This is a genomic window from Ruegeria atlantica (assembly GCF_013032455.1).
Classification (GTDB): Bacteria; Pseudomonadota; Alphaproteobacteria; order Rhodobacterales; family Rhodobacteraceae; genus Ruegeria; species Ruegeria atlantica_B.
In genome coordinates this window covers 523,134-546,225 of the sequence record NZ_WQCF01000002.1, presented here as the reverse complement: position 1 = coordinate 546,225, position 23,092 = coordinate 523,134, and the positions used below count along the sequence as shown (strand labels likewise).

At 52.8% G+C, this 23,092-nt stretch carries 18 protein-coding genes; 11 read left to right on the top strand and 7 right to left on the bottom strand.

Features of this window, described 5'->3' with window-relative positions; all coding sequences use genetic code 11:
- Positions 1-17 precede the first annotated feature (17 nt).
- Genes GOW93_RS06705 through GOW93_RS06695 form a run of 3 tightly spaced genes read left to right on the top strand, consistent with a single transcriptional unit; the run spans position 18 to position 5,481 of the window.
- The gene (locus GOW93_RS06705; protein ID WP_170353282.1) at positions 18-908 is read left to right on the top strand and encodes a cyanophycinase; all 891 of its coding nucleotides are present in this window, start codon (positions 18-20) and stop codon (positions 906-908) included.
- A gap of 20 nt (positions 909-928) precedes the next feature.
- Positions 929-3,730 carry a cyanophycin synthetase gene (gene cphA, locus GOW93_RS06700; RefSeq protein ID WP_170382466.1) on the top strand — a complete coding sequence of 934 codons (2,802 nt, stop codon included), beginning with the start codon at positions 929-931 and terminating at the stop codon, positions 3,728-3,730.
- A 14-nt stretch (positions 3,731-3,744) separates the two neighbouring features.
- Positions 3,745-5,481 (top strand): Mur ligase family protein, encoded by a 1,737-nt coding sequence (locus GOW93_RS06695; RefSeq protein ID WP_170382464.1) that lies wholly within the window; start codon positions 3,745-3,747, stop codon positions 5,479-5,481.
- Between the two features lie 356 nt (positions 5,482-5,837).
- On the opposite strand, the gene GOW93_RS06690 is transcribed toward GOW93_RS06695, so the two are convergent.
- Positions 5,838-6,635 carry an alpha/beta fold hydrolase gene (locus GOW93_RS06690; RefSeq protein ID WP_170382462.1) on the bottom strand — a complete coding sequence of 266 codons (798 nt, stop codon included), beginning with the start codon at positions 6,633-6,635 and terminating at the stop codon, positions 5,838-5,840.
- Between the two features lie 388 nt (positions 6,636-7,023).
- Here GOW93_RS06690 and GOW93_RS06685 point away from each other — a divergent pair, with 388 nt between their 5' ends.
- The 6 genes from GOW93_RS06685 to GOW93_RS06660 all read left to right on the top strand — a co-directional run bounded on the left by GOW93_RS06685 (position 7,024) and on the right by GOW93_RS06660 (position 14,229).
- Complete coding sequence (locus GOW93_RS06685) at positions 7,024-8,145, top strand: linear amide C-N hydrolase (RefSeq protein ID WP_170382460.1); 1,122 nt, start codon at positions 7,024-7,026, stop codon at positions 8,143-8,145.
- A gap of 314 nt (positions 8,146-8,459) precedes the next feature.
- Complete coding sequence (locus GOW93_RS06680; RefSeq protein WP_170382458.1) at positions 8,460-10,022, top strand: arylsulfatase; 1,563 nt, start codon at positions 8,460-8,462, stop codon at positions 10,020-10,022.
- Between the two features lie 127 nt (positions 10,023-10,149).
- Entirely contained in the window at positions 10,150-10,524 is a 375-nt protein-coding gene (locus GOW93_RS06675) for a DUF4345 domain-containing protein (protein WP_170382456.1), read from the top strand.
- A gap of 16 nt (positions 10,525-10,540) precedes the next feature.
- Positions 10,541-11,398, top strand: a complete 858-nt coding sequence (locus GOW93_RS06670; protein ID WP_170382454.1) for a DUF302 domain-containing protein — start codon at positions 10,541-10,543, stop codon at positions 11,396-11,398.
- A gap of 1,818 nt (positions 11,399-13,216) precedes the next feature.
- Complete coding sequence (locus tag GOW93_RS06665) at positions 13,217-13,906, top strand: hypothetical protein (protein ID WP_170382452.1); 690 nt, start codon at positions 13,217-13,219, stop codon at positions 13,904-13,906.
- A 74-nt stretch (positions 13,907-13,980) separates the two neighbouring features.
- Positions 13,981-14,229: a ParB N-terminal domain-containing protein gene (locus GOW93_RS06660; RefSeq protein ID WP_039524390.1), complete on the top strand. Its 249-nt coding sequence runs from the start codon at positions 13,981-13,983 to the stop codon at positions 14,227-14,229.
- On the opposite strand, the gene GOW93_RS06655 is transcribed toward GOW93_RS06660, so the two are convergent.
- A complete protein-coding gene (locus tag GOW93_RS06655) occupies positions 14,221-15,234 on the bottom strand; it encodes a fatty acid desaturase (RefSeq protein ID WP_170382450.1) in 1,014 nt (337 codons plus the stop codon). The two genes, GOW93_RS06660 and GOW93_RS06655, sit on opposite strands and share 9 nt — an antisense overlap.
- A 74-nt stretch (positions 15,235-15,308) precedes the next feature.
- Positions 15,309-15,515, bottom strand: a complete 207-nt coding sequence (locus GOW93_RS06650; RefSeq protein ID WP_170382448.1) for a cold-shock protein — start codon at positions 15,513-15,515, stop codon at positions 15,309-15,311.
- Between the two features lie 607 nt (positions 15,516-16,122).
- On the opposite strand from GOW93_RS06650, the gene GOW93_RS06645 reads away from it, so the two are divergent.
- Both GOW93_RS06645 and GOW93_RS06640 read left to right on the top strand, forming a co-directional pair.
- Complete coding sequence (locus GOW93_RS06645) at positions 16,123-16,722, top strand: recombinase family protein (RefSeq protein ID WP_170382446.1); 600 nt, start codon at positions 16,123-16,125, stop codon at positions 16,720-16,722.
- Positions 16,723-16,960: 238 nt separating this feature from the next.
- A complete protein-coding gene (locus GOW93_RS06640; protein ID WP_170382444.1) occupies positions 16,961-17,443 on the top strand; it encodes a GIY-YIG domain-containing protein in 483 nt (160 codons plus the stop codon).
- Between the two features lie 111 nt (positions 17,444-17,554).
- Here the strand turns inward: GOW93_RS06640 and GOW93_RS06635 are convergent, their stop codons facing one another.
- The 4 genes from GOW93_RS06635 to GOW93_RS06620 form a co-directional block, all read right to left on the bottom strand.
- Positions 17,555-18,256 carry a DUF6994 family protein gene (locus GOW93_RS06635; protein WP_170382442.1) on the bottom strand — a complete coding sequence of 234 codons (702 nt, stop codon included), beginning with the start codon at positions 18,254-18,256 and terminating at the stop codon, positions 17,555-17,557.
- Positions 18,257-18,431: 175 nt separating this feature from the next.
- Complete coding sequence (locus GOW93_RS06630) at positions 18,432-20,765, bottom strand: hypothetical protein (RefSeq protein ID WP_170382440.1); 2,334 nt, start codon at positions 20,763-20,765, stop codon at positions 18,432-18,434.
- A gap of 501 nt (positions 20,766-21,266) precedes the next feature.
- Positions 21,267-22,640 (bottom strand): hypothetical protein, encoded by a 1,374-nt coding sequence (locus GOW93_RS06625; RefSeq protein ID WP_170382438.1) that lies wholly within the window; start codon positions 22,638-22,640, stop codon positions 21,267-21,269.
- A 66-nt stretch (positions 22,641-22,706) separates the two neighbouring features.
- Entirely contained in the window at positions 22,707-22,889 is a 183-nt protein-coding gene (locus tag GOW93_RS06620) for a helix-turn-helix transcriptional regulator (RefSeq protein ID WP_170382436.1), read from the bottom strand.
- Positions 22,890-23,092 lie beyond the last annotated feature (203 nt).

The following is a 23,092-nucleotide window of genomic DNA, read 5'->3' as shown; positions in this document are numbered from 1 at the left end:
CGGAAGGTAGTTAAGATATGTGCCCTGCACCCGTAGATGCAGAAACCCCGCGCGGGTTCATCATTCCGATCGGCGGCGGTGAAGACCGCGTCAAGGAAATGCAGATTCACCGAAAGTTCGTAGAACTGTCCGGCGGTGCCGACGCTGATATCGTCGTGATCCCAACAGCCTCGATGCTGGAAGAAACCGGACCGGACTATAACCGCATCTTTTCCGAGCTTGGTGCAGGCAAGGTTGAATTCCTGCCTATCTCGCGCCGCGCCGATTGCGACAACCCGGATTACGCGGGGATGCTGGATCGTGCTACCGGAATTTTTATGACCGGTGGGAACCAGTTGCGCCTGTCAGCGATTCTTGGAGGCACGCTGGTCGCCCAGAAAATCCGGCGCCGAAACGCGGCAGGGGTGCCGGTTGCAGGAACCTCGGCCGGTGCTTCGATCATGTCCGAGCATATGGTAGCAGGTGGCAGCAGCAACTCTGGTCCAGCCGAAGGTAATATCACGCTGGCTCCCGGTATGGGTCTGACCAACGCCGTCATCATTGATCAGCACTTCACCCAACGCAACCGCCTGGGTCGATTACTAACCGCTTCATCTTTTAACCCTTTTCTAATCGGATTGGGCGTTGACGAAGACACGGCGGCCTTCATTGGGCCCGATAACGTCTTTGAAGTAATCGGCAGCGGAACGGTTACCGTGGTGGATGCCAGCCATTTGACCCATTCTTCGATGTGGGATGCCCGTCGCGGCGAAGCACTCAGCCTTCTTGGACTTCGGCTTGACGTTCTGGGTGAAGGGTGCCGTTATGATCTGACGGCTCGCCAGGCTTTTCCGCCGGATGAGCATATGGCGTTCTGCACATTGCCGGATCTGTCCGAGGATGAGGCCGCCAGCGGGGGGAAACAATAAGCTAACCAACGGGGAGCCTCATGAAAATAATCTCGACCAATGTATTTGTCGGCCCGAATGTCTGGGCAAGTTTTCCGGTCATTCGCCACGTCATTGATCTGGGCGTTCTGGAAGATTGGCCTTCGGCCAAAATTGGTTCCGAGTTTATTGATGCATTGACCCAGGCCCTTCCCGGTCTGGCGGAACATGGCTGTTCCTACCGCGAACCCGGTGGTTTCATCCGCCGATTGCGCGAAGATGAAGGCACTTGGCTTGGTCATGTTTTGGAACATTGTGCCATCGAAGTTCAGAACGTGGCCGGTTCGGATGTAACCTTTGGCCGCACGCGCGGCACAGGCGAACCCGGCCAATACAACATGGTTTACGAATACCGCCAGCGCGATGTTGGTCTGGACGCAGGCAAGCTGGCAATGCGGCTGCTGATGCATCTATTGCCGCAATCCCTCAAGGAACAGGTGGACTACGACTTCGACCCGGAATTCAACTGGGACGACGAGTTGCGTAGCTTTGTGCTGCGGGCGCAGCGCAAAGAGTTTGGTCCCTCAACCGGCTCATTGGTTAAGGCCGCGCAAGAGCGTGACATCCCTTGGATCAGGCTGAATTCTGGGTCACTGGTTCAGTTCGGGCACGGCAAATACCAGAAACGCATTCAGGCAACCATAACCTCTGAGACCAAGCATATCTCGGTCGAGATTTCCTGCGACAAGGAAGACACCCACAATCTGCTGAACGATCTGGGCCTGCCTGTGCCGCAGCAACGCATGGTCTATTCCGCGCGTGAAGCCGTGCGCGCCGCCGCACGGATCGGGCACCCGGTGGTGGTCAAACCGCTCGATGCCAATCATGGGCGTGGTGTTTCGATCAACCTGAACTCGGATGAAGAGGTCGAGGCAGGCTTTGCCGAAGCCAAGGAACATTCCCGCAGCCGCGCCATTCTGGTGGAAAGCTTCATCACCGGGTTCGATCACCGGATGCTGGTGGTGAACAACAAGCTGGTCGCTGTAGCCAAGCGCGTGCCGGGCCATGTGGTAGGCGATGGCACGCACACGATTGCCGAACTGGTCGATATCGTGAACGAGGATCCGCGCCGTGGCATCGGGCATGAAAAAGTGCTGACCATGCTGGAGATCGACAATCAGGCCAACCGCCTGATGGAAAATGCGGGCGTGACGGAAGAAACTGTGCTACCTGACGGCGAGGTCTTCTATCTGCGATCAACCGCGAACCTGTCGACTGGCGGCACGGCCATTGATCTGACGGATGTGGTGCACCCTGACAACCGTGACATGGCCGAGCGTGCCATCATGGCCGTCGGGCTGGATGTGGGCGGCGTCGATTTCCTGATCGACGACATCACCAAATCCTACAAGGATATCGGCGGCGCGATTGTCGAGGTGAACGCCGCCCCTGGTTTCCGGATGCACGTGGCACCGTCCGAAGGTCAGCCGCGCGACGTGGCGGGCAAAGTGATCGACATGCTGTTTCCGGCCACCGAGGAAACCCGCATTCCCATCGCGGCAATCACCGGAACCAACGGCAAGACGACCACTTCAAGGATGCTGGGGCACATCATGAAAACCAGCGGCAAGACCGTTGGCATGACCTCGACCGATGGCGTTTATGTTGACGGCAAGCTGAGCGTCAAGGGCGACATGACGGGACCTAAGTCGGCACAGATCGTTCTGCGCGACCCGGCTGTCGATTTTGCGGTGATGGAAACCGCACGCGGCGGACTTGTGCGCTCGGGTCTGGGCTATCAGCGCTCGAACGTAGCGGCCTGCCTGAACGTCTCGGCAGATCATCTGGGTCTTGGCGGCATCAACACGGTTGAGGAACTGGCCGTTGTCAAACGCGTGGTGGTGGAAAGCGCCACCGACACGGCAGTTCTGAATGCCGATGACATCAACTGTTTGAAAATGGCCGACTATGCCGGTGCGGATCAGATCTTTTATGTCACCACCAATCCGGGGCACAGCCTGGTCAAGGAACATATCAAGGCAGGCGGCAAGGCAATTGTGCTTGAAAAGGGCATGAATGGTGACATGCTGACCATTTATGACAACGGTCTTCATATCCCGGTGCTGTGGTCGCATCTGATCCCGGCGGCATTGGAAGGCAAGGCCATTTTCAACGTCCAGAACGCGATGTTCGCCGCCGCGATGGCCTATAGTTTCGGAGTGGACCTGGACAATATCCGCCATGGGCTGCGCACCTTCGACACCAGCTATTTCCAGGCACCCGGGCGGATGAATGTCTATGACGAGCATCCATTCAAGGTGATCCTCGACTATGGCCACAACCCTGCCGCGCTCAAGGCAATGGCGGCGCTGGCCGATCAGTTGGAGGTCAAGGGCCGAAGGCTGTGCGTTGTTGCGATGCCCGGCGACCGGCGCGATGAGGATATCATCGACGGGGCCGCCGCATTGGCCGGGCATTTTGATCATTTCATCTGCAAGGCAGATGACCGCCGCCGGGGCCGTGGACACGACGAAGTACCGCAAATGATGCGGCAGGCCCTGATCGACAACGGCGTCGATGATGCCGGGATCACGATCATCCCGGATGAGGTCGAAGCGGTGACTGCAGCGTTGGAACAGGCCGCACCGGGCGATCTGCTGGTGATTTTCGGTGATGACACAACGCGCTGCTGGAAGCAGATCATCTATTTCAACTCCGATAGCGAAGCGCCAGTCACAGAGGCTGCGCCGGTGGCAAGCCCCATCGACACCTCGTTCGAGGACATGTTCGAAAGCGACCAGAACCTGATCCGGGATGCGCGCGGAGTGCGCCTGGCCCGCGACATCAGCGAAGACGCGGATTAAGCGGGGGTACCGGAATGGACCGGATCGAAGAGCTTGAAAACGCGCTGACAATTGAAAGCGCGTACGCCGATCATATCCGGGTAGACGATGCCCGACGCTTGACCGGGCCGGGACTGTTGTGGAACCGCCCCGGCGCGGTGATGGATGTGTTTTTAACCGATACCGGCACCGCGCAGGTCACTGCTTTGTGGGAAAAACACGCGCGCCGCGTGCTGGACGCACTTGGCTGGCAGGATCAGGACGTAACCCACCGCAGTTTCACCGGTGGCGTCAATCTGGCGATTTCAGCACCGATGGATCAGCTTTATTCCGCTATCTTCGCGGTGCAAACCGTCTGGCATTTCTGTGCTGCCGAACTGTTGGCATCCGAGCCCGGCGATTTCGATCAGATGGTTGCGGATGTCAAAAGCGTTATGGAGAAGGAAGCCAATCCCGCGCTGATCGCCCTGATTGCGGCAGCAGAAGCGCATGGTGTGGATATCCTGTGCGATGATGACGAAGTGTCGATCGGGCACGGTACTGGCAGTCAGACCTGGCCGGTCGATGCGCTGCCTACCCCCGATGACTTGGACTGGTCGGCTCTGCACAATATCCCGGTGGCCTTCATTACCGGAACCAACGGCAAAACAACCACAACCCGTTTACTTGAGGCGATCGCGCGCGCTTCGGGCAAGGTTGCCGGGCTGACCTCGACCGAATTTGTGCGGGTGGGAGACGACATTCTCGACCGTGGCGATTATTCCGGCCCCGGCGGCGGGCGAATGCTGTTGCGTGACAAAAGGCTGGAGGTCGCCTGTCTGGAAGTCGCGCGCGGAGGTATCCTGCGCCGGGGTCTGCCGACCCGCGCGGCAACGGCAGCGGCAGTCACCAATGTGGCAAACGACCATCTGGGGCAATACGGGGTCAACACGGTGCCGGAACTGGCTCAGGCCAAATTCGCCGTGCATCGCACGCTGGCCGAGGGTGGCGTGCTGGCACTGAATGCCGATGACTTGTATGTCCGCGCAGAAGCGGAAAATACATCCGCAAATATCTGGTGGTTCTCGCTGGATGCGCAGAACAACCTTGTCCGTCAGGCGCGTGATGCGGGCAAGTGCTGCGCCTATGTGCAGGAGGGAGATATCGTCTTTTTCGACGGTGCGGTCGAACAGGTAGTTATTGCAGTTTCCGATGTTCCCCTGACCATGGGCGGCGCTGCGAAATACAATATCCTGAACGCGCTGGCGGCCCTGTGCCTTGCCTTGGCACTGGACTTGCCCGTTCAGGGGGCTCGGGATGGGTTGGCCGGGTTCAAACCCGACGCCAAGGACAACCCCGGACGCTGCAACGAGTTTAGTTACAATAATGCGCGTGTTTTTGTGGATTTTGCGCATAACCCGCACTCGATTTCGGCCGTTTGCGATGCGCTGTCAAGCCTACCGGCGAAACGGCGTTACATTATGCTCAGCCATGCTGGCGATCGGTCGGATCAGGATATCCGGGACGTTACCACGACGGCGTTAAATTTCCAGCCCGACGTAGTCGTCGCAGCCGAACTGGAAGGGTATTTAAGAGGTCGCGAATTGGGAGAAATCCCGGACCTGATCAAAAAATCCGCCTTAGAACAGGGATATGACGCGCAACAAGTCCTGAGAGCATCTTCGCCCTCTCTAGCTGCCTCGATGATATTGGAAAAGCTGGAACCGGGTGATATTGCCTTGCTGTTGGTCCTGTCCGAACGCGACGCCGTGCTCGCGATGCTCGACGGGTAAAAATCAAAGACTGTCGCCGGATTCATGGTGTTATAGTTGGCACGAGGCAATATCAGTAAGCGCAGATGCAGATAGTCAGCACCCCGGGTGCCTAAAATGTTGCGCCTTTGCCGTGAGACCGTTCAGAGGCGGAATGGCGCAGAACCAGCCATTTGATCGTTGCGCAGCAATTGGTAGATTTGGCTCCATGCAGTCATTCGCTGCTATTTGTTCGTATGACTGCTTTGCGGACAAAGTTGCCATAGGCTCAATGGTTGTTGAGGACCGGTCTCAGCCCAAAACGGACATTCGCAACTAGACTTTGCAGTTTCGTAGAGCGCAACAAAGCGGCCATAAACCCAACTCGCCGAAATAGGTTATTTTCTGCGAGCCGCGGCTATTCCTAGAATGAACTCCAAAATCGCGTTGGCCAACAAGTCCGGCCTGTGTACCGGTGCGCCATGGCTCACACTCGGCACCATTACCAGTTTTGCGCCACCAATATTTTCGCTCGTGTACTCCGCCATCAGCCGATACTGATCCAATGATTTTTCTCCGTACAAGATCAAGGTCGGGCAACTGATATTGGAGAACTCTTGAAACGAAAGCGGTTCGGCCGATTCCGCGTATAAATCGGGCAGCATCGTATGGCGATTTTCCAAATGCACTTTTTGAATATCCGGGTGGAGCTCAGAAAATTCACCTGCTTGCATGCCATAGACGGCCTCAAGACCAACTCTCATCCCGCGCTCCAGATCGCCGATTTCTGCCAACTCGTATGCCGGTTCTAGACGGTTCCACGCGACCTCGCGCGCAGTCTTCAGCGGCCCACTTTCTGTTGGTGGCTCACATTCAAATGATGGTTCAAAGATAGCAAGTGAAAGGACACGTTCAGGTTTTGTTGCAGCTGCGCGAAGCAAGATGCCCCCCGCATACGACCAACCTGCAAGATGAACGGGCTCTTCCAGCGCGTCCAAAATATCGATTAGATCTTCCGTATGAACTCGGCGTGCGAATGGCTTATCGTCTGGCCATTTCCAATCCCCGAAATGACGCTGGGTGATAGCCAAGAATTTTGCTTTCTGAGATACCGGCTGCCAAAAGCCACACCAAATCCGGTGATCGGCCCATGCTCCGTGCACAAACAAAATGGGCGCACCGAGACCAACTGCCACCAAAGGAAATCTCGTTCCATTGACTACAAATGGCCGCGGAGCAGGCATACCCGCTAAGTCGACTACGTTTGAACATGGTTCCATTTTGAACAGCCTAATCAATGAAAGTCGGGCGGGCAATTTTTCCGAATTCAGCGGTCGTCTAACACGCGCTCCAGCTTGAGCCCGCTTTGTGACTCAGAATTGCCGTTCCCTACGATGAGCATGATTGACTGCTCGCAGCCCAAACCAGACATTCAGAGTCGGACTTTGCAAAGTCCGACGGAAGGAATAGGCGGACTTTCTTGCCTATTTGAAGATCATGCAAACTTCATTCAACTTGAGAACCGGTGTGGTAGCTTGGTCGAGCGAGTTCATGAGATCAGATCAGTCCAATTGGAGTACGACCATGCGTCATATCGAGCTATTTCGGATATTACCAAAAGCGACCATAGCCTTTGTGGCTTCAGTATCGATGGCCTGGGGATGCACTGGCATCATGTTGACAGGGCAGGATGGAAGCATCGTTCGCGCAAGGACCGCCGAATGGGGGCCGTTCGATCTTGAGACAAAGATCAACATTATTCCGCGAGGTTTCACTTATACCGCAGGCGAAATGCCAGATGAGCGAGACGGAGCAAACTGGACCGGCCGATTTGGAATGGTCGGTATCAGCATGTTGGATCATGGGGCTCCCGCAGATGGCATCAACGAAGCTGGGTTGACCGCCGGGTTGTTTTATCTGCCCGGCTTCACCGAGTATCAGGAGTACGACCCTGACCTTTCCGGCAACACGATTCCCGGCGATTTGCTAGCCAGCTATGTCCTTTCCCAATTTGAGACAGTTGAAGAGGCTGCCACCGGGTTGGCGAATGTCCGTGTTGTCGGGGTCGTAGATGAGACTCTCGGATTTCCCTTCCCATTTCATATGTTGGTTGCTGACCGGTTCGGCGGAAGGATCGTTGTCGAGTACATTGACGGTGAACTGACGATTTTCGATGCTCCGCTTGGCGTGATCACCAATTCGCCAAACTACGATTGGCACATGACGAACCTTAACAACTACGTAAACCTGTCGGCCCTTGGGCTTCCGGAAGTTGAGGCAAGTGGCGTTACTTTCGCGCCCCTTGGCGCTGGGAGTGGAATGATAGGGCTGCCAGGCGACTTCACACCCCCATCCCGGTTCGTCCGCGCAGTCGCCTTTTCTCAGACGGCGCGGGAGACGCAAGGTGGCTATGACACCGTGCGCGAGGCGTTTCGCATTCTGGATAATTTCAACATTCCGGCCGATGCAGCGGAGGGCGCTCAAGACGATGTGCAGTCGGACGACCTGCTTTACAGCGCAACTCAGATCACGACCGCTGCGGACTCCCTCAACCTCGTCTACTACTATCACACGATGTACGACAGAACGGTGCATATGGTCGATATGAAGCAGATTGACTTCGGAGCTATGGGAGACGAGATGATCGTCTTTGAAACCAGCGGTGATCGCGAACCAACGTTAGTCGATGTGACCCCAACGAACTGACGTTTTACCACGTGGGCCGTGGCGGCATCACCGCTGGCTGCGGCCCAACAAAACTTCGGAATGGAGGGTTTACCGCTCCAGCGAATTACCGGCGCTAGGCTCGAAGCCGCGTTCACCACTGTTCGCACTAGTGACTGGAGGCAGCCCGAAGCGGACCTTCACTATGAGCTTTACACCCTCTGAGATGCGGACTTTGCGGCCGAAGAAATTTCTTGCACCAAGGTGCTAAGCCCAAAAAGTTAACAAATCAGACCGTTCCTCTAAGCCGATGTTTTTCCTATGGTTGGTAAGTAGTACCAAGCCGGGAGGTCTTAATGAACAAGCTTATCTCAGTAACGGGTGCCGTCTGCTTTGCTTTCACTGGAGCTTGGGCCGACGAACATACCCCGCCCAACATTCTTGTCATCATGGCAGATGACGTAGGTTGGGCGAGCGTCGGCGTTTACCACGGAGGTGTCAAAAGCATCGAGACGCCGAACTTGGATCGTCTCTCGTCAGAGGGTGCTCGTCTCACAGATTATTATGCCGAGCCAAGTTGTACTGCCGGTCGATCAGCTTTCATGACCGGACAATTGCCAATACGGACTGGTATGCACACGGTTGGACTGCCGGGTGATCCGATAGGTTTAAACCCAGATGACCCAACGCTTCCGATGTTCCTGAAAAAGTTGGGGTATACGACGGGGCAGTTTGGAAAAAACCACCTAGGCGACCTCAATGAGTTCCTACCGACTACAAAAGGTTTCGACGAGTATTGGGGTTGGCTCTACCACCTGAATGCTATGGAATATACGTCTGATCCGGATTGGCCAGACGACCCAGAATTCAACGCGCAATTTGCGCCTCGCAACATCATTCATTCATTTGCAACAGAGGAAGTAGACGAAACAGTCGACCCGCGATTTGGAAAAGTCGGGAAGCAGCGCATTATTGATGACGGGCCTGCGCCTCCTGAGCGCCAAAAGACTTTGGATGACGAAGTGACATCTTACACGAAGGACTTCATTTCTCGTGCAGTAGAGTCGGACACTCCGTTTTTTGTCTGGATGGCTCCAGCCCGTGCACACGTCTGGACTCACCTCAGCCCCGAATACGAAGATATGTTGGGCAATGGGCGCGGACTTCAGGATGTTGTCATGAAGGAGTTGGACAACAACGTTGGTAACGTTCTCAGCCACCTTGAGGATCTGGGAGTTGCCGATAATACCATAGTGATGTTCACCGCCGACAATGGCCCGGAAACACTGACGTGGCCCGATGGAGGTACGACACCGTTTCATGGGGAAAAGGGTACTACCTGGGAAGGTGGCTTTAGGGTTCCTGCGATTATTCGCTGGCCTGGAAAAATCCCTGAAGGACAGGTTTTGAACGGTATCTTCAGCGGCATGGATTGGATGCCAACACTTGTAGCCGCGGCGGGAGGCCCCACAGACCTAAGAGAAAAACTCTTAGAGGGTTATGAAGGGTACAAAGTACACCTCGATGGCTACAATCAACTATCTTACCTGACGGGTGAGGATGCAGAGAGCAATCGCCGCGAGCTGATTTATTATCAGGGTACGGATCTCCAAGCCGTACGCTACAACGATTGGAAAGCGCACTTTGTCGTTCAAAACCACGGCTGGTCAGGCCCGAAGGAAGAGTTGGTCGCCCCGCTGCTTTTCAACCTTCGCCGCGATCCTTACGAGAAAGCTGCGGAGGAAAGCGGGATGTACGTCCGCTGGATGGGCGAGAAAATGTGGGCATTCGGTCCAGCCGCCCGACTAGTGCAGGCGCATCTCGCTACCTTCGAGGAGTTCCCTCCGCGGGGAAAGCCGGTAGCCAATCAAGACCATGTTGAAGAACAGACATCAACCGAAGGCGGCATCTCTCAGTAGAAGAAGCGAGGCTTGCAATTCGCCTTTCTCACCGCAGCGTGGGCATCCGGTTCGGAACTTCGGATGCCCCAAAAAACCGACTAGGAATTTCGCAAAAAAGCGAAACCTCTACGAGAAGGAGTCCTCCATGAGTGCTAGATTGGTCCTTCTGCTTGCTGCCGTCGGTCTCATGCCAATCGCGTTATCATACGGTCTGATGCCAAGCAGTTCGATCCCAGTTTTGCTGGGATTTTCGGTGGAAGGAACGAACCAGACGCATGTCTTCCGTGCGATTATGGGACTTTACCTGGCAAACGCTTTGTTTTGGTTAGCGGCCGTGGTGAAACCAGATCTACAACGACCGGCGCTTTGGGTTCTTTTTTTGTTTATGTCGGGACTGGCCGTTGGACGCATACTAAGCATTCTTATCGATGGAGTTCCGAACGGGATACTTCTCTTTTATCTTGCGGCCGAGATAGCTTTTGCAGCTCTGGCGGCGGTTTCACTGAAAAAAGCACGATGAAACAGGAAGTGATAAGATGCTGTGGTTTTTCTTTGTTCTCTCCATGATTGCAACTTCATCAATTTCGACATCGGTTCTTGCACAATCGTCATCTGCCCAGAGTGCGGTGGACGAAAACTTCTTAGTGCTTGAGACTGCCGTTGAAGAAGCGGGAGCTACGCCAATCGCATCGATAGATCACGCGCGACTGGCCAAAGCCGAAGGAGTAGAAATGCCAGCGTCTCGTGTGCTCCTTTTCTCTGATCCAGAGATAAACACGCCCATTCTGAAAGAGAACGTGCGAGCAGGTCTGGACCTTCCTTTTCGCGTTCTTTCCTTCGATCAGGATGGTCGTCCACAGATCGCCTACACAGACTCTCAATTTCTCAAAGTCCGGCATGGGCTCACGGACGCTTCTTCGTTGAGTGCGTTTCAGAGCAAGATGCTCGAAGTTCTAAACGACTTGGATGCAACACCAGCGCCGACCAACGGATTGTTTGCCGACTACGGGATCATCGAACTGCAAACTCTGCTCAGCGTACCAGAGGCAGTCGAACGTCTCAGGACAGCTGTCATGGGGCAGGACGATACTGTCTGGTTCGGTGAAATCGATTTTGCGACCGAAGCGTCCCAACTGGGGGTGGACCTGCCGGAGGCGGTACTCTTACTGTTCGGCGGACCAGCACCCGGTGGCGTGGCTATGGCGGGCTTTCCGGCAATTGGTTTGGATGCCTTTTGCCAAAAACTATTGGTTTACGCGAATGAAGAAGGCGGCTCCGTAGTCATTTTCAATGACATCGCTGCTTTGGCTGAGTTGCACTACGGTTCTTCAGCCGAACCTCATTACGGTTTGAACAAACGGCTTACCGCAACATTTCAAAACGCAATAGAGTAGCCGCTGATAGGAAACCGCAATAGAAACCCTATACCGATTGGCCATCTTTTCGTTGTCCACTTTGGGCTCGCAGTCGACCTTCGCTGGTTCCCGTGCCTATGTCTGGAGGCAGCCCTAGCCGGACATTCCAAACTGAACTTTGCAAATCCCGACAAGCGGACAATGCTGCCGTCGGATGCCGAACGAAAATGACCGCTCGCAGCCCAAAACGGACATTCGCAATTAGACTTTGCAATTCCCGAGAAGCGTAGCAGATCAACCATTTGCTCGCGCCGCGAGTGCTTGCGCAGCATCAGTTCACAGGAGCGGCACGAATGTCGATGCGTTGCTGCTGATGACGTCAGGCCAGTCATTCATAGCCACGAGGAAACCTTGATCACGTACCGCTCTGTCGCCGCACTCAGGCTCGACAAGAGAGACGCGGACTTAAGCTGCCATTCGCTGCTGCTCCGCCCCCAAATCCCTACAACAACAGATTAATGCCAAGTAACTTCTTTCGGCGGTTCACCAGGCTACTTGGTCACGTGCTTGTTTCACAAACACCTGCCTTAGCAGTACTAGCGTTGCGACGAGGGAAACTTCCTTGACTCTATTCTGGCAAAGGACCACAAACGTGCATTGGTGAAAATTACTCGTCGTCGCGATGCTGCCGGCTTCGATGATCCAATGGCCTTCAGACTAACTGTAGCATGTGCCCCAGCATAGGAACGGGTCGCGCTGGGGTCTTCGCGTTGAGCTCGTTCCTCGCAAGCATTCGCAACTGTCACCTGACATGCTCCAGTTATCGCGTGACCCATCAATGAAGGCGCCGTATGAACAGAACATGGCTTATAAATCGCGTGCCCGATGCCGGATAGATCAGGTCTCAGGCTCCGTTTCAATCAGTCACTCATCGTGTTTTCGCGCCGCGTTCTTTGTTTGATCCCGACACTCTTGGTGTTGCTCTCCGGAACGCAGCTTCCCGCCCAAGTCGCAGGCAATGCTGATGGATCGGTCTGTGACGAAGGCTTCGAAAACAAGAACGGATCGTGTCAAAGAGCAAACGCACCTGAAAATGCGCATTTGACCGGCAGTTCCTATGGTCCAGGTTGGGTATGCAACCATGGATTCAAGCGTGTTGGAGATTTTTGTGAGGAAATAGAAGTTCCTAAAAACGCATATCTTGCATCGACCGGAGATCGATGGGAGTGCAATCGGCTCTTCCGACAAGTCGGTGAAAGATGCGAAGAATTGATAGCGCCTCAAAATGGGTACGTCGGAACCCGGTTTGGCGCACAGGAAATACACTGCAACTGGGGATTTCGTAAGGAAAGCCAAACATGTGTTGCAATAGAAGTTCCAAAAAACGGTCGTCTGAGCGACAAAAGAAGCTCGGATGGGTGGGTATGCCTCAGAGGGTACAGGGCAGCGGAGAGCGGCTGTGAGCCTGTGGCCGTTCCACAGCATGCATACCTTGCGCCTGAAACCTACTCTGGATGGAAATGTGAACGTGGTTTTCGCGCAAACCGGGACAGGTGCGTTGCGATCCTTGTCCCTTCAAATGCTCACTTAAATCGAAGAGGTGATGGTTGGGAATGCAATCGGCCGTTCACACGACAGAACGATAAGTGCACCGAAAATGTGCCGCGACAATAGGTTGATGGAAATCAATACCGCCTGACAATTCCGGAAGGACCAAGCCGTGAACCATAACTCGATTGACGAAAACCTTGCCAAAATGCTCAAAGCCGAAAGGGCACATCGCTGGTCCTATAGAGTGAAGATGTTTATCGCATTAGCGGTGTTTGTTGCGGCCATAATTGCGGTGGTGTTTCTCTGATGCGCAAAAATGCCCCTCAAGTAACCCTTCACGGTTCAAAGATGTCAGCTCGTGGTCTGGAACAAAGAGCATTTCAGGATCGCAGTGTTCGTGAGTCGCGGAACGCTGACGTAGCAGGAGTGATTGAAGAAGAATTTGGAAAGTACTTGATTAAGGCCGGCATCCTGAGCGGTAACAGCGTTGCGCGCGCATTCCCCAAGCCACCGGCTAAAACGCAGACAATGATTGCTGATGCAGTCGGCGAAACACCAGCATTGGCCATCGAAGCATTAAAAGAAATTCTCGGTGAACGAGACAGGAAACGTAGCGGTCAACGCCGTTTGGAGAGAAACTCCGGCACCCTCGTTCCCAGTGAAAGAGAATATGCCGAGGCATTGCGACAGATCAGGCTCACCCCTGCGCAGGTCACAATGCTCAAAGCACTTACAATCGCAGGCAAGGACGGTCTGACCATTGGTCACTTGTCTCAGGCAGCCGGTTACAAATCGCGCGAGGCCTCCATCAAGGTTTTTAAGAAAATCGGACTATTAATCGCAGAATATCTGGAACTGGACCTACCCGAAGCCGGATCGGTGCAGAATGATGGCGCCGCTCAGGTCCTGGCGTTTTCTCACATCGAAAGTGACGATGAGCCAGCCACTTGGGTTATGCATCAGGAACTGCGCGACGCTGTTCGTTCGGTTCTATGACGCACGTTCCAGCCCCCGCTTTTGCAACGAACTCTGAACCGGAACAATTGCACGAAAGGTTGCTCACGTAGCTTATGTTGGAGAAAAGACCATATCCGCTCGACCTGATCTATGTACCTGTGAAACGGGCGAAAACGCTTGATCAACAAAAAGTTCTGACGCTGGCCGAAGATATCCTGAAGAACGGCCAGAAGACCCCGATCCAGATACGCTCGGACAACAAGAGGTTCGTGCTGATTGAAGGCCTTCACCGATTAGAGGCCATTCGCGCCCTGGGCGGTGATACGGTCGAAGCCTATCTGGTACGCGCCAGACTACACTAAATGCCTTTTGGAATTGGCGTTCGACAAAGCCTCGGAAAATGTCAGCAGACGTTGACTTTTTTCATCCCAAAGATGCAATCGTGCACAATGAAAGCTCTCATATAGAGTAATACGCTGGCAATTTTCTAACGCAGAATGGTCACGCAAAACTTCGTTTAGCCGGTAAAACGGTATGCGGCTGGCAAGGTGGTGAACATGGTGTACGCCGATGTTAGCAGAGAACCACCGCAGGATGCCTGGTAGGGCATAGTGAGAACTTCCATAGAATGCGGCGTTCTGTAGGTTCCACCCCTCTTCCCGTTCCCAGGTCGTGTGTTCAAACTGGTGTTGAATATAGAAAAGCCAAACACCAATCGATGATGCGACAATCATGGTTGGTAGGAAAACATACGATAATACCTCAATGCCTCCGGCCCAAAAAACTAGGGCCAATATCCCTGCAATTGCAGCGTTTGTTCCCATCGCACTTGCCCAGTACAGCCAGCCCGAACGCATGAAACCAAGAGGTAAACGGTTTTGAATAAAGAACGTATAGATCGGCGCAACACCGAACAGGAAGACGGGGTTCCGGGTCAGACGATAAGCGGCACGCCCGAACCACTTCCGCTTCAGGTATTCTTCAGTGGTCAATGTAGGGATGTCACCCATACCACGCCGATCAAGGTTACCGGTTGAAGCGTGGTGAATCGCATGGCTTTGCCGCCAAACGTCATAGGGTGTCAGGGCAAGAACACCTAGAACCCGACCGGTCCAATTGCAAACAGTGCGACTTCTAAAGAAAGATCCATGACCGCAATCATGCATAATGATGAAGATACGGACCAGAAACGCGGCATTCAGGATGGCCAGTAGTATTGCGATCCAGACACTAAAAGATAACGCAAACCACGCTAGGGCCCATAGCGCAAATAAGGGAGCAACTGTGATCGCAAGTTCAAAAACACTGCGCTTCGCATCGGCAACACGGTATTGCGCGAGCACCCGCGTCCAGTCTTTAGGTTGCAAGTTACTTGTTCTCCAATGGCTTATTGTAGCCCATTGTTCAATAGGGCACCCGAAAAGGGTGCCCTTAAAAAAGGTCAGGCGAGTGCCAGATTGGCGGCGCTTTCGCGTCCGTCACGGCCAGCTTCGACGTCAAAAGTAACCTTCTGACCGTCTTTTAATTCACTAAGGCCGGAACGTTCGATTGCTGAGATATGTACGAACACATCGCGCTTGCCATCTTCAGGCTCGATAAAGCCAAAACCTTTAGTCGAGTTGAACCATTTTACTGTGCCATTTGCCATGGTGGAAATCTCCAAATACTTGCCGCCCGCATTATTGCGGCGACTCGGCGTGGTCGGTCTGAATCGAAAGACTGAACGCCGAATTGGGGAGACAGCAGGTCGAAAAAGAAAAACGTAAGCCTTGTGTATATGGACTTCGAGTACGCACGATACAAGCCTTGATGCGGTGGAGGGCAACAGAGAAATCGAACCTGCCTGGCTTAGAACTCTACAAGTTGAGAAGACGCTGTCGTTCTGCGATCCAAACGCGAAGGCGGCTTGGGAGGCCGTACAAAAGATCAATGACCGCTTTTGGGAATCTATCCCGCAACATCCGAGACAGCTATAAGCGTCCGTTTTGATGCCGTAGCGAGACTTTGCAAAGTCCGGTTTCTGCGCATTGCTGTCATTGGAGTTTCGCGCAGCATCAGTCAATTTTGGGCTCGAAACCGCCATTAGCTGCGTCTTGTACGAACGTCCGCTTTGCCCTTTCAATGGTTTTCCAATAGGGCTTGCCCTATTGGAGCACATCAGCAGATGTGTTTATCCTGTCTCATATAAATAGTATTTGATTTTTGGGCCATTTGTTCCGCATAATTTAAGAGGTTATTGAGACAGAAGGTGCTACATGATCATTGGCTATGCACGGACTTCCACTCTAGATCAAAAGGCAGGTTTGGATGCCCAGATCGACGAGCTCAAAAAAGCGAGCTGCGAAAAGATTTTCGAGGAGCAGGTTTCTTCAGTCGACGTGACTGCTCGAGACAATCTTACTGCTGCGCTTGAGTTCGTGAGAGAGGGTGACACCCTTGTTGTGACGCGCTTAGATCGTTTGGCGAGATCTGTAGCGCACCTCATGCAAATACTGGATAGCCTGAAAGGCAAGGGTGCGAACCTCCGCATTCTTGGTCTGGGTATCGATACGGGCAATTCGACAGGAAAACTTATTCTGACTGTGCTTGGAGGCATTGCCGAGTTCGAGCGGGACATTATGCTGGAACGACAACGCGAAGGGATCGCGAGGGCAAAAGCTGCTGGCAAATACAAAGGCCGTAAACCCACCGCTCGGGCGCACGCAAAGCAAGTGCTTGAACTTTATAAAGCAGGCACTGGGGCAACCGAAATTGCAAAGACGATTGGGATTGGGCGAGCTTCCGTCTATCGCATTTTATCTGATGAGAGTATCGAACAATCTTTGGAAAAAATTGCCGATACAGCTGCGAGTTGACGCTCACTTGGTGAACTCGAGTTCACTACAGCTTTTTTAAAAATCCTCATGAACAACGAAAAATTAACCATTGTGGCAAATGACTGTAAACGAACCCAAGTCAGTCACTCGCGGTTTATCAAAATAGAAGAAACAGAGTGTTCGCTAAACGTTTGGCCGGTTGACAGTGACGTCGCAGTGTCAAAGGTATTCCCGTCAAGATGGAGCCGCGCGTGGAAACGAATACCAGATAACCAGCATGCAATATTCACGCTATCAACTTACGCAAATTGGTTTCAAAGGATGGGATCGTTGGGATAACATTGCCAACTGGGACTGCCCCACGTCTGGAGGCGTATATGTAGTTCACTACTTTTGTGAGGGCTTGCCAGATTTCTTGCCTGAAAGCTCGGCTGGCTGGTTTAAAGGCAAGAACCCTTCGGTGCCTGCTGAAACACTCACAGCTAACTGGGTAGATGAAGTCAGCATTATTTATATTGGCAAAGCCAACAACCTGAGGCGACGGCTCCAACAGTACGCAAGATTTGGAGCGGGAAAGCCAGTCGGGCATTGGGGTGGACGATTGATTTGGCAATTGCCCGATGCCCATAACATGTTGGTTGCTTGGCGCGAGACACCCGACGAAGTTCCGAGGACAGTTGAAAAGCGGATGATTGGCGAATTCCGCAAGTCCTATGGCAAACCACCGTTTGCTAACGATCCGCATCGTTTAGGGAAGTGAGATGTGTTCAAGTGAACTCGAGTTCACCGGATGCAGTCCCGAGGTGTGAGAGGCCGTCGGCACCTATCTTGTACCTCTGCACTTTGGAAAAATCGCGCAAATTGGAACAAGCTATCCGTCCGTTCCGAGTTCTGAAATTCGTCTGTTCCGCCGGTTTACAAAATCCGTGGTGCTGTGCATTACAGCCCGATACTCCTCAACATTTTCAGGATATCCATCTCTCTGAAAGTTTTCGGACGGTAAGAAGAACCGAACTTGTCCTTTGTCGACCAAATCATTCAACAAGAAAAACTCAACATAGCCATCAAAGCTATGAAATAGATCAAAAAAATCACTGTACCGCTCCAGTACCTCCGAAAGCGGGCTTTCTTGATGAATGTAGTGACGCCGTATGCATTCAAGCGTTAGGTCAATTCTATCTCTGATTTTTGGATGACAACCGCGAGCCATGTTTATTGTCCGCTTTTTGTCAATCATATTGCCGGGGAACAATATGTATGCGCCAATCGTCGAACAAAGCCTGTAAAATTCGGCCATCCGATCTTCATGGATCAAAGAGGTTATTGGGATCATTCGATTTACGCACTGGAACGTGTTGCTGAAGGCATCGCTGCTTAAATGGAACTCACCTTTTGCTGAAAGATGATACAGGTACGTTCCTGCTTTGGTATCCGTCAAAGTGAACAGGGTGCCGTCTGGAAGTGGTTTGCTCCACAAATACTGATGATATTTTCGAAGTGTGGGGCTGTATTTGTCAGGGTCTTTCCCACTAGGCGTATCGCTAAACACGTCAAAATCTGTATCGACAATCATGAGCTGGCTCGAAATCTTGGTGACAAATTCTTTCTAAAGGAAGTCTATCCCCAAATTTAATAGAATGGCATTGCGTTGTTCCCAAAGTATCTAAACAAGGTATCGTCAAAACCAAAGTGAACTCAAATTCACTGCACTTCGATCTTGGTTTCTAGCTTCAAGTGCTCAATTTCGGCTAGCTCTTCTTCGATAGATTAAAGGGGATATCTGGAAGGCGTGGGAGATGGTTCTTGAAAACTGCTTCATTGAGGCTCGGTCGGGACTGCAAGTGTCGCTCCAATCTTCCGCGAGCAATTAGAACCTTTGCGTCGGTTGGTGCCAAACGGGACGCTTCCAAAAGCAGTGTTAGCGTCTCAAACTCGTTGCTGGGTGGCGCTGACACCTCAGCCCTTTCTTCAATTGCTGACACCAAATCATCACAGCCTTTTTGCTGTATCCACACGGTCACTTCCTTCGTTTCCTGTGCCGTGCTCGAAGGAAGGTGCGCGTGCCGTTTGGAGAGGGCTTTGATTTTCCTGTCGAGTGCGACAAGGAGGGAGACGTGAAGTTCGTGAGCCAAGCGTTTGCGTTCTTGGTGCCATTCGCGCATCAGTAAGCTAGAAATACTGTCTCGTGCCGTTCCAGTTCCCATCAGAGCTGCACATGCAAATACTGGACCCAGTACCAATGCTCCTGCAGGTCCAATCGCAAGCAAGCCAATCGCGGTTCCCCCAGCGTTACCGGCTAACCCTAGCCCGCCTCGTGCAACTCCGTCTATCAGCATCCAAGCCGGGAGGTCATCTAGCGGAATTGCGCCGCGCCAAACCTCCACTCCGCCGCGAACCAGCCCAACAGCGAAGGCAAAAAACAGAACATCGAGATCCACAAGTTCAGAAGCGTGGTCTAGTGCTTTCGCTAGCTTTCCTTCGACAATGCTCAGGTCAAACCCGGGTAAGGTTGTTACAAGGCTGGCCCATTCTTCGCCTTGTTCCCAAGCTTTGTGCGCGAGCTCGCTATTGGCGATCACCGGGATGCCTGGGTATTTCTCGAAATGCTCAGCGAGTATGCCGAGCGTTTCCCCGCATTTGACTTGAATTTCACACCCGTCAACCAGCAAATCAAAGCCTGGCATGTTGCTACTTACTGGCATCACAACATCGTGTCCTGCTGCAACCAATTGATCCAGCACAAGCCGTTCGGCAGTATAGCCGCGCAACGATATCTGCGCCCCACGCATCGCATACTCATGAGCGTTTGCCGCAAAGGATAGCGGGTCACCGAGGTTGATACTCCTAGAAAAGTCCGCAGCACTTAGTACGTTTCGATCCATTGCGATTGCGTGCCATAGGAGCTCACCTGTAGTCAGAGTGGCAACTGCCGTCGCATCGACGAGATCAGCATAATCTGTCTTTGTCTTAGAAGAGCATATGCTTTCGTCCCAAGGCTTCGGGGGGCTTCCGGCGGGAGCAGGCAATGGGCCACCAAGAGTACTTTCGATTTCCGCGATCCGCTTCCGCATCTGGCGCTGTGATGATTTGTCGAGATGTTGGAATTCGGTCGATTTTCCATTTGCGCTGGCACGCATGTCGGTGATGAATTTTTGGACGCCGAGATTGGTGTCCTGACTGCCTCGCATAGCCAGCATTGCGCAAAATCTCGCTGCTACTTGGCTACGGGCTGTGCTGGTCGATTTTCCAGCTCCAATCCAGGCTAAACCACCCAGGCCGACCAAGAGTGTCGCAGGATTAACTATGACTGCCAGAAGCGACACAAGTCCTGGGCCGCTCACAAGTGGGATAACTGCGCTGGCTTTAGCCGCCAGAATGTAAGGAGCAAACCCGCTATTTGCGACGACACCGGCAAATACGGCCCAGCCCGCACCACTTGCCATAGCCGCCTGAGACTTTGTTCGAGCGCGCTCCAGAGCCTCCCTCGTGTCCAAGTCGGTCTGCTTTGTAATCTCGTCAAAAGTGGTTTCATCATTGATGAAGTCTAAAAACTCTTCCGATGCGATTTCGGCGAACGGCAGTGGATCACTCTTCGAAAAAGTGTTTCGAGCGGACGCAACAATCGAACTTGCTGACGCAGTCGCCTTTTCGACCAACCCACCAGTTGTCGGTATTTGTGCAGCTTTCTGGCGTCTTTGGCGCAGTTCTGGTGAAAGGCGTTCTGAAGTCCGCACGGCCAAAGCGGCAGAAGACCTGTGTGCTGACTTGAATGTATAAGGTGTCTCAGAAACGACCGACAATCCTTCGGAAATTCTAAACCAGAGGCGATGTCTTAGGGTTGGTGTCGAGATTGGTGAGCAATCAAGTTCATCAGTGGCCGCGCGCACTCTCTGAGCGTCGTCAGCGTCATAGAGTTTCAGGCTCTTTGCAACACCATCAGTGGTTTGTCGCAACAGGTTGAGCAGATCGACGCTTTCTAGGATTGCAATCAGGCTACAAAGAGATTGGCGATCTAGAAGTCCAATACCTGCTAAAATGGCATCGGGCGGCAGGTCAAAATTGGTACTAGTAAAAGATTTCATGGCAACACTCTCGCGAGCAATTTCACGGCAGTCAATCCGAGATATTTACCGGGCTGTGATCGACGTTCAGTAGAAACAAAGGTACCCCCCTGAAGCGTTGGTGAACTCAGGTGTTGGCCAATCTAAGTCATTGATTTTTAATGTTTCAGTCTTAGACGTGCCCAGTACAGAGGGTTGCGACACAGATCGTTGTCGATGGCGCTTGAAGTGCAAACCTTGAATGGTATGTTCCAAGGTTCGCGAAAATTTCATAACGCATTGTAAATAAGACATAAAAAGGCGGTGCGCTATTTCTGTTCGGCATCTGTTGTCTCGATCTTCCGACTCCGGTGAACTTGAATTCACTGACTTTAAAGATGGTATGCCAGAGCAGACGCACGTGATTGAAAGTGAACTCAAGTTCACTGGGGAAGGCCAGTTAGCGAGACTTCGAAAGACTAAAGTGGGAAACGTATTTTGAGCGATACCTGGGATGTTGAAACGCTAGGCTTCTTCGCCCTGCTAGTACGCCGCAACACCTGAGTTGGGGTAGTAGTGGCATTGAGTAGAGGCATCTTTTGCTGCCTCGAGTTCGATTGTGCCGATGTTGAAGGTATTCGCTAATTCATTGAGCGTGTAGTGAATGTCAGCCACAATGACGCCTAGTTCCTGGCACATCGAAAACGCCTTGACCCATGCACAGAAGTAGCTCCTCAAACGCAGGTAGTCTTGAACAGCTGAGAGGCGAAGGTTTTTGTCGGCAGTTTTCTCAGCTTCGATCAGCATTGCTTCGGTGCTCTGCAATCCGATTTTTAAACGTCCTTCCAGCCGTTCAAGGTTTGTCTCAGTCGGGAAGACATCGACACCATCGCTTGTTTTGACGATATGGCACCCAAGCATTCTGAATGGCTGTGTGACTGGTCGGATTAAATTCGGTTCGGATTTTTGTGGATGTGTAGTGAATTTCCCACCCGGCAGCTTGGCGATGCCAAGGCGCAGGGCTTCGAGTGCGTATGCGAGACTGATTTTGTCTTTCCCGAGCAAGAAGAAGTTATCAGCGTAATTTATCAAAGCGGTGTTCGCGACTTTGATCATTTTGAGTTTGCTGATGCTGAACTCGGCAACAACGCTCGATGCGGCACTGCCCGGAGGAATGCCGAGCGGGTGAGGATGAATAATATTGGTGTTATACCCAGAAGATATTTTGGATGGGTGTATTACCCACTGGGCGGATGACGCTGCTATGATCTGCATGATTGCCGATTTTGGCAGCGGGAGCCAGTCTACCAGGGCTTCCGTGGAAAAGCTTGGATAGTGGTCTTTGATATCTAGCTCTGTCACATAGGCGTAGTCCTCTTCTGTAATAAGCCGGAGCGTCTCTTCGATGGTTGCATGGACGCCCAGGTGATTGAATTGAAACGGTGCTGGGCTATAGGCCATCCGGATCAGCTCCACCGCCAGAAGCTGCGCTCCTCGGGCAACTGGGCCGAAGTCATAGATGGTTCTGTAACCACAGCCGGAAGCTTTGGGGATGTCCTTGACCGCTACGGGTTCGTTCAGCTCGATCATGACTTTGTACAGCTTCGAGGTTTCCAAAATCTGGCTAATCGACAGTCGATCTTTAATGGGGCGGCGTTTATTGGCTTCGACCATTTTGGCCTGGAGGCAGGCCAGTGAACTTAAGTAGTTGTATCGCGCCTGCGGTCCCTTCTTTGGATCAGTGAACGTAAGTTCACACCGTTTACGCATCTTCTGTTCTTTCTGTCGCGCTTTTGCCAACACTTGGGCGTCATTGTTAAAGGTGCAAGCCTCCTGCGGATAGAGCGGTGCATAGTGCTCGAAAACCTTGATCAGACCCGGGGTATTACTTGCCTTCGAACAGAAGTTGACGGTCATTTTGGCGTTCCTTCGGGTGATCGGGTCTAGCCCATGCGTTTCAGGCTTCGACGTCTTTCCAGCAACTTAGCGCAGCGATTTCAGGAATTCGTCTACCTCTTCCTCGCACCAGTAGAGCCGAGACCCCACACGGATCGGGTTCGGGATGTGGCCGTTTTCCAGATCGCGGTAGATGCTGGAACGGGACCGGCCCCCGAGCTTTTCAGACAACTGGCAAAGGGTAATGTAGCGGTTTGGCGTCAGGGTCATTTTGGGTCTCCTTGGATCATGGAGACAAAGTAGCTGTGAATTTTTTGGCCAAAAACGCCAATTTCTAACTATTTTTTGGCCAGTAGATTGGGCCAAATCAAGAAATTAGGGCTGCAATCGTGGTGCACTCAAGTTCACTGACGTCAAACGGATCTGACGTCCACCCACTCTATTCCCCACCTGTGCAATGCACTTAAGTTCCC

Bases quoted from the DNA above. Each gene is read 5' to 3' on its own strand.
- GOW93_RS06705 (WP_170353282.1), top strand. From the start codon at position 18: ATGTGCCCTGCACCCGTAGATGCAGAAACCCCGCGCGGGTTCATCATT.
- cphA (WP_170382466.1), top strand. From the start codon at position 929: ATGAAAATAATCTCGACCAATGTATTTGTCGGCCCGAATGTCTGGGCA.
- GOW93_RS06695 (WP_170382464.1), top strand. From the start codon at position 3,745: ATGGACCGGATCGAAGAGCTTGAAAACGCGCTGACAATTGAAAGCGCG.
- GOW93_RS06685 (WP_170382460.1), top strand. From the start codon at position 7,024: ATGCGTCATATCGAGCTATTTCGGATATTACCAAAAGCGACCATAGCC.
- GOW93_RS06680 (WP_170382458.1), top strand. From the start codon at position 8,460: ATGAACAAGCTTATCTCAGTAACGGGTGCCGTCTGCTTTGCTTTCACT.
- GOW93_RS06675 (WP_170382456.1), top strand. From the start codon at position 10,150: ATGAGTGCTAGATTGGTCCTTCTGCTTGCTGCCGTCGGTCTCATGCCA.
- GOW93_RS06670 (WP_170382454.1), top strand. From the start codon at position 10,541: ATGCTGTGGTTTTTCTTTGTTCTCTCCATGATTGCAACTTCATCAATT.
- GOW93_RS06665 (WP_170382452.1), top strand. From the start codon at position 13,217: ATGCGCAAAAATGCCCCTCAAGTAACCCTTCACGGTTCAAAGATGTCA.
- GOW93_RS06660 (WP_039524390.1), top strand. From the start codon at position 13,981: ATGTTGGAGAAAAGACCATATCCGCTCGACCTGATCTATGTACCTGTG.
- GOW93_RS06650 (WP_170382448.1), bottom strand. From the start codon at position 15,515: ATGGCAAATGGCACAGTAAAATGGTTCAACTCGACTAAAGGTTTTGGC.
- GOW93_RS06645 (WP_170382446.1), top strand. From the start codon at position 16,123: ATGATCATTGGCTATGCACGGACTTCCACTCTAGATCAAAAGGCAGGT.
- GOW93_RS06640 (WP_170382444.1), top strand. From the start codon at position 16,961: ATGCAATATTCACGCTATCAACTTACGCAAATTGGTTTCAAAGGATGG.
- GOW93_RS06635 (WP_170382442.1), bottom strand. From the start codon at position 18,256: ATGATTGTCGATACAGATTTTGACGTGTTTAGCGATACGCCTAGTGGG.
- GOW93_RS06630 (WP_170382440.1), bottom strand. From the start codon at position 20,765: ATGAAATCTTTTACTAGTACCAATTTTGACCTGCCGCCCGATGCCATT.
- GOW93_RS06625 (WP_170382438.1), bottom strand. From the start codon at position 22,640: ATGACCGTCAACTTCTGTTCGAAGGCAAGTAATACCCCGGGTCTGATC.
- GOW93_RS06620 (WP_170382436.1), bottom strand. From the start codon at position 22,889: ATGACCCTGACGCCAAACCGCTACATTACCCTTTGCCAGTTGTCTGAA.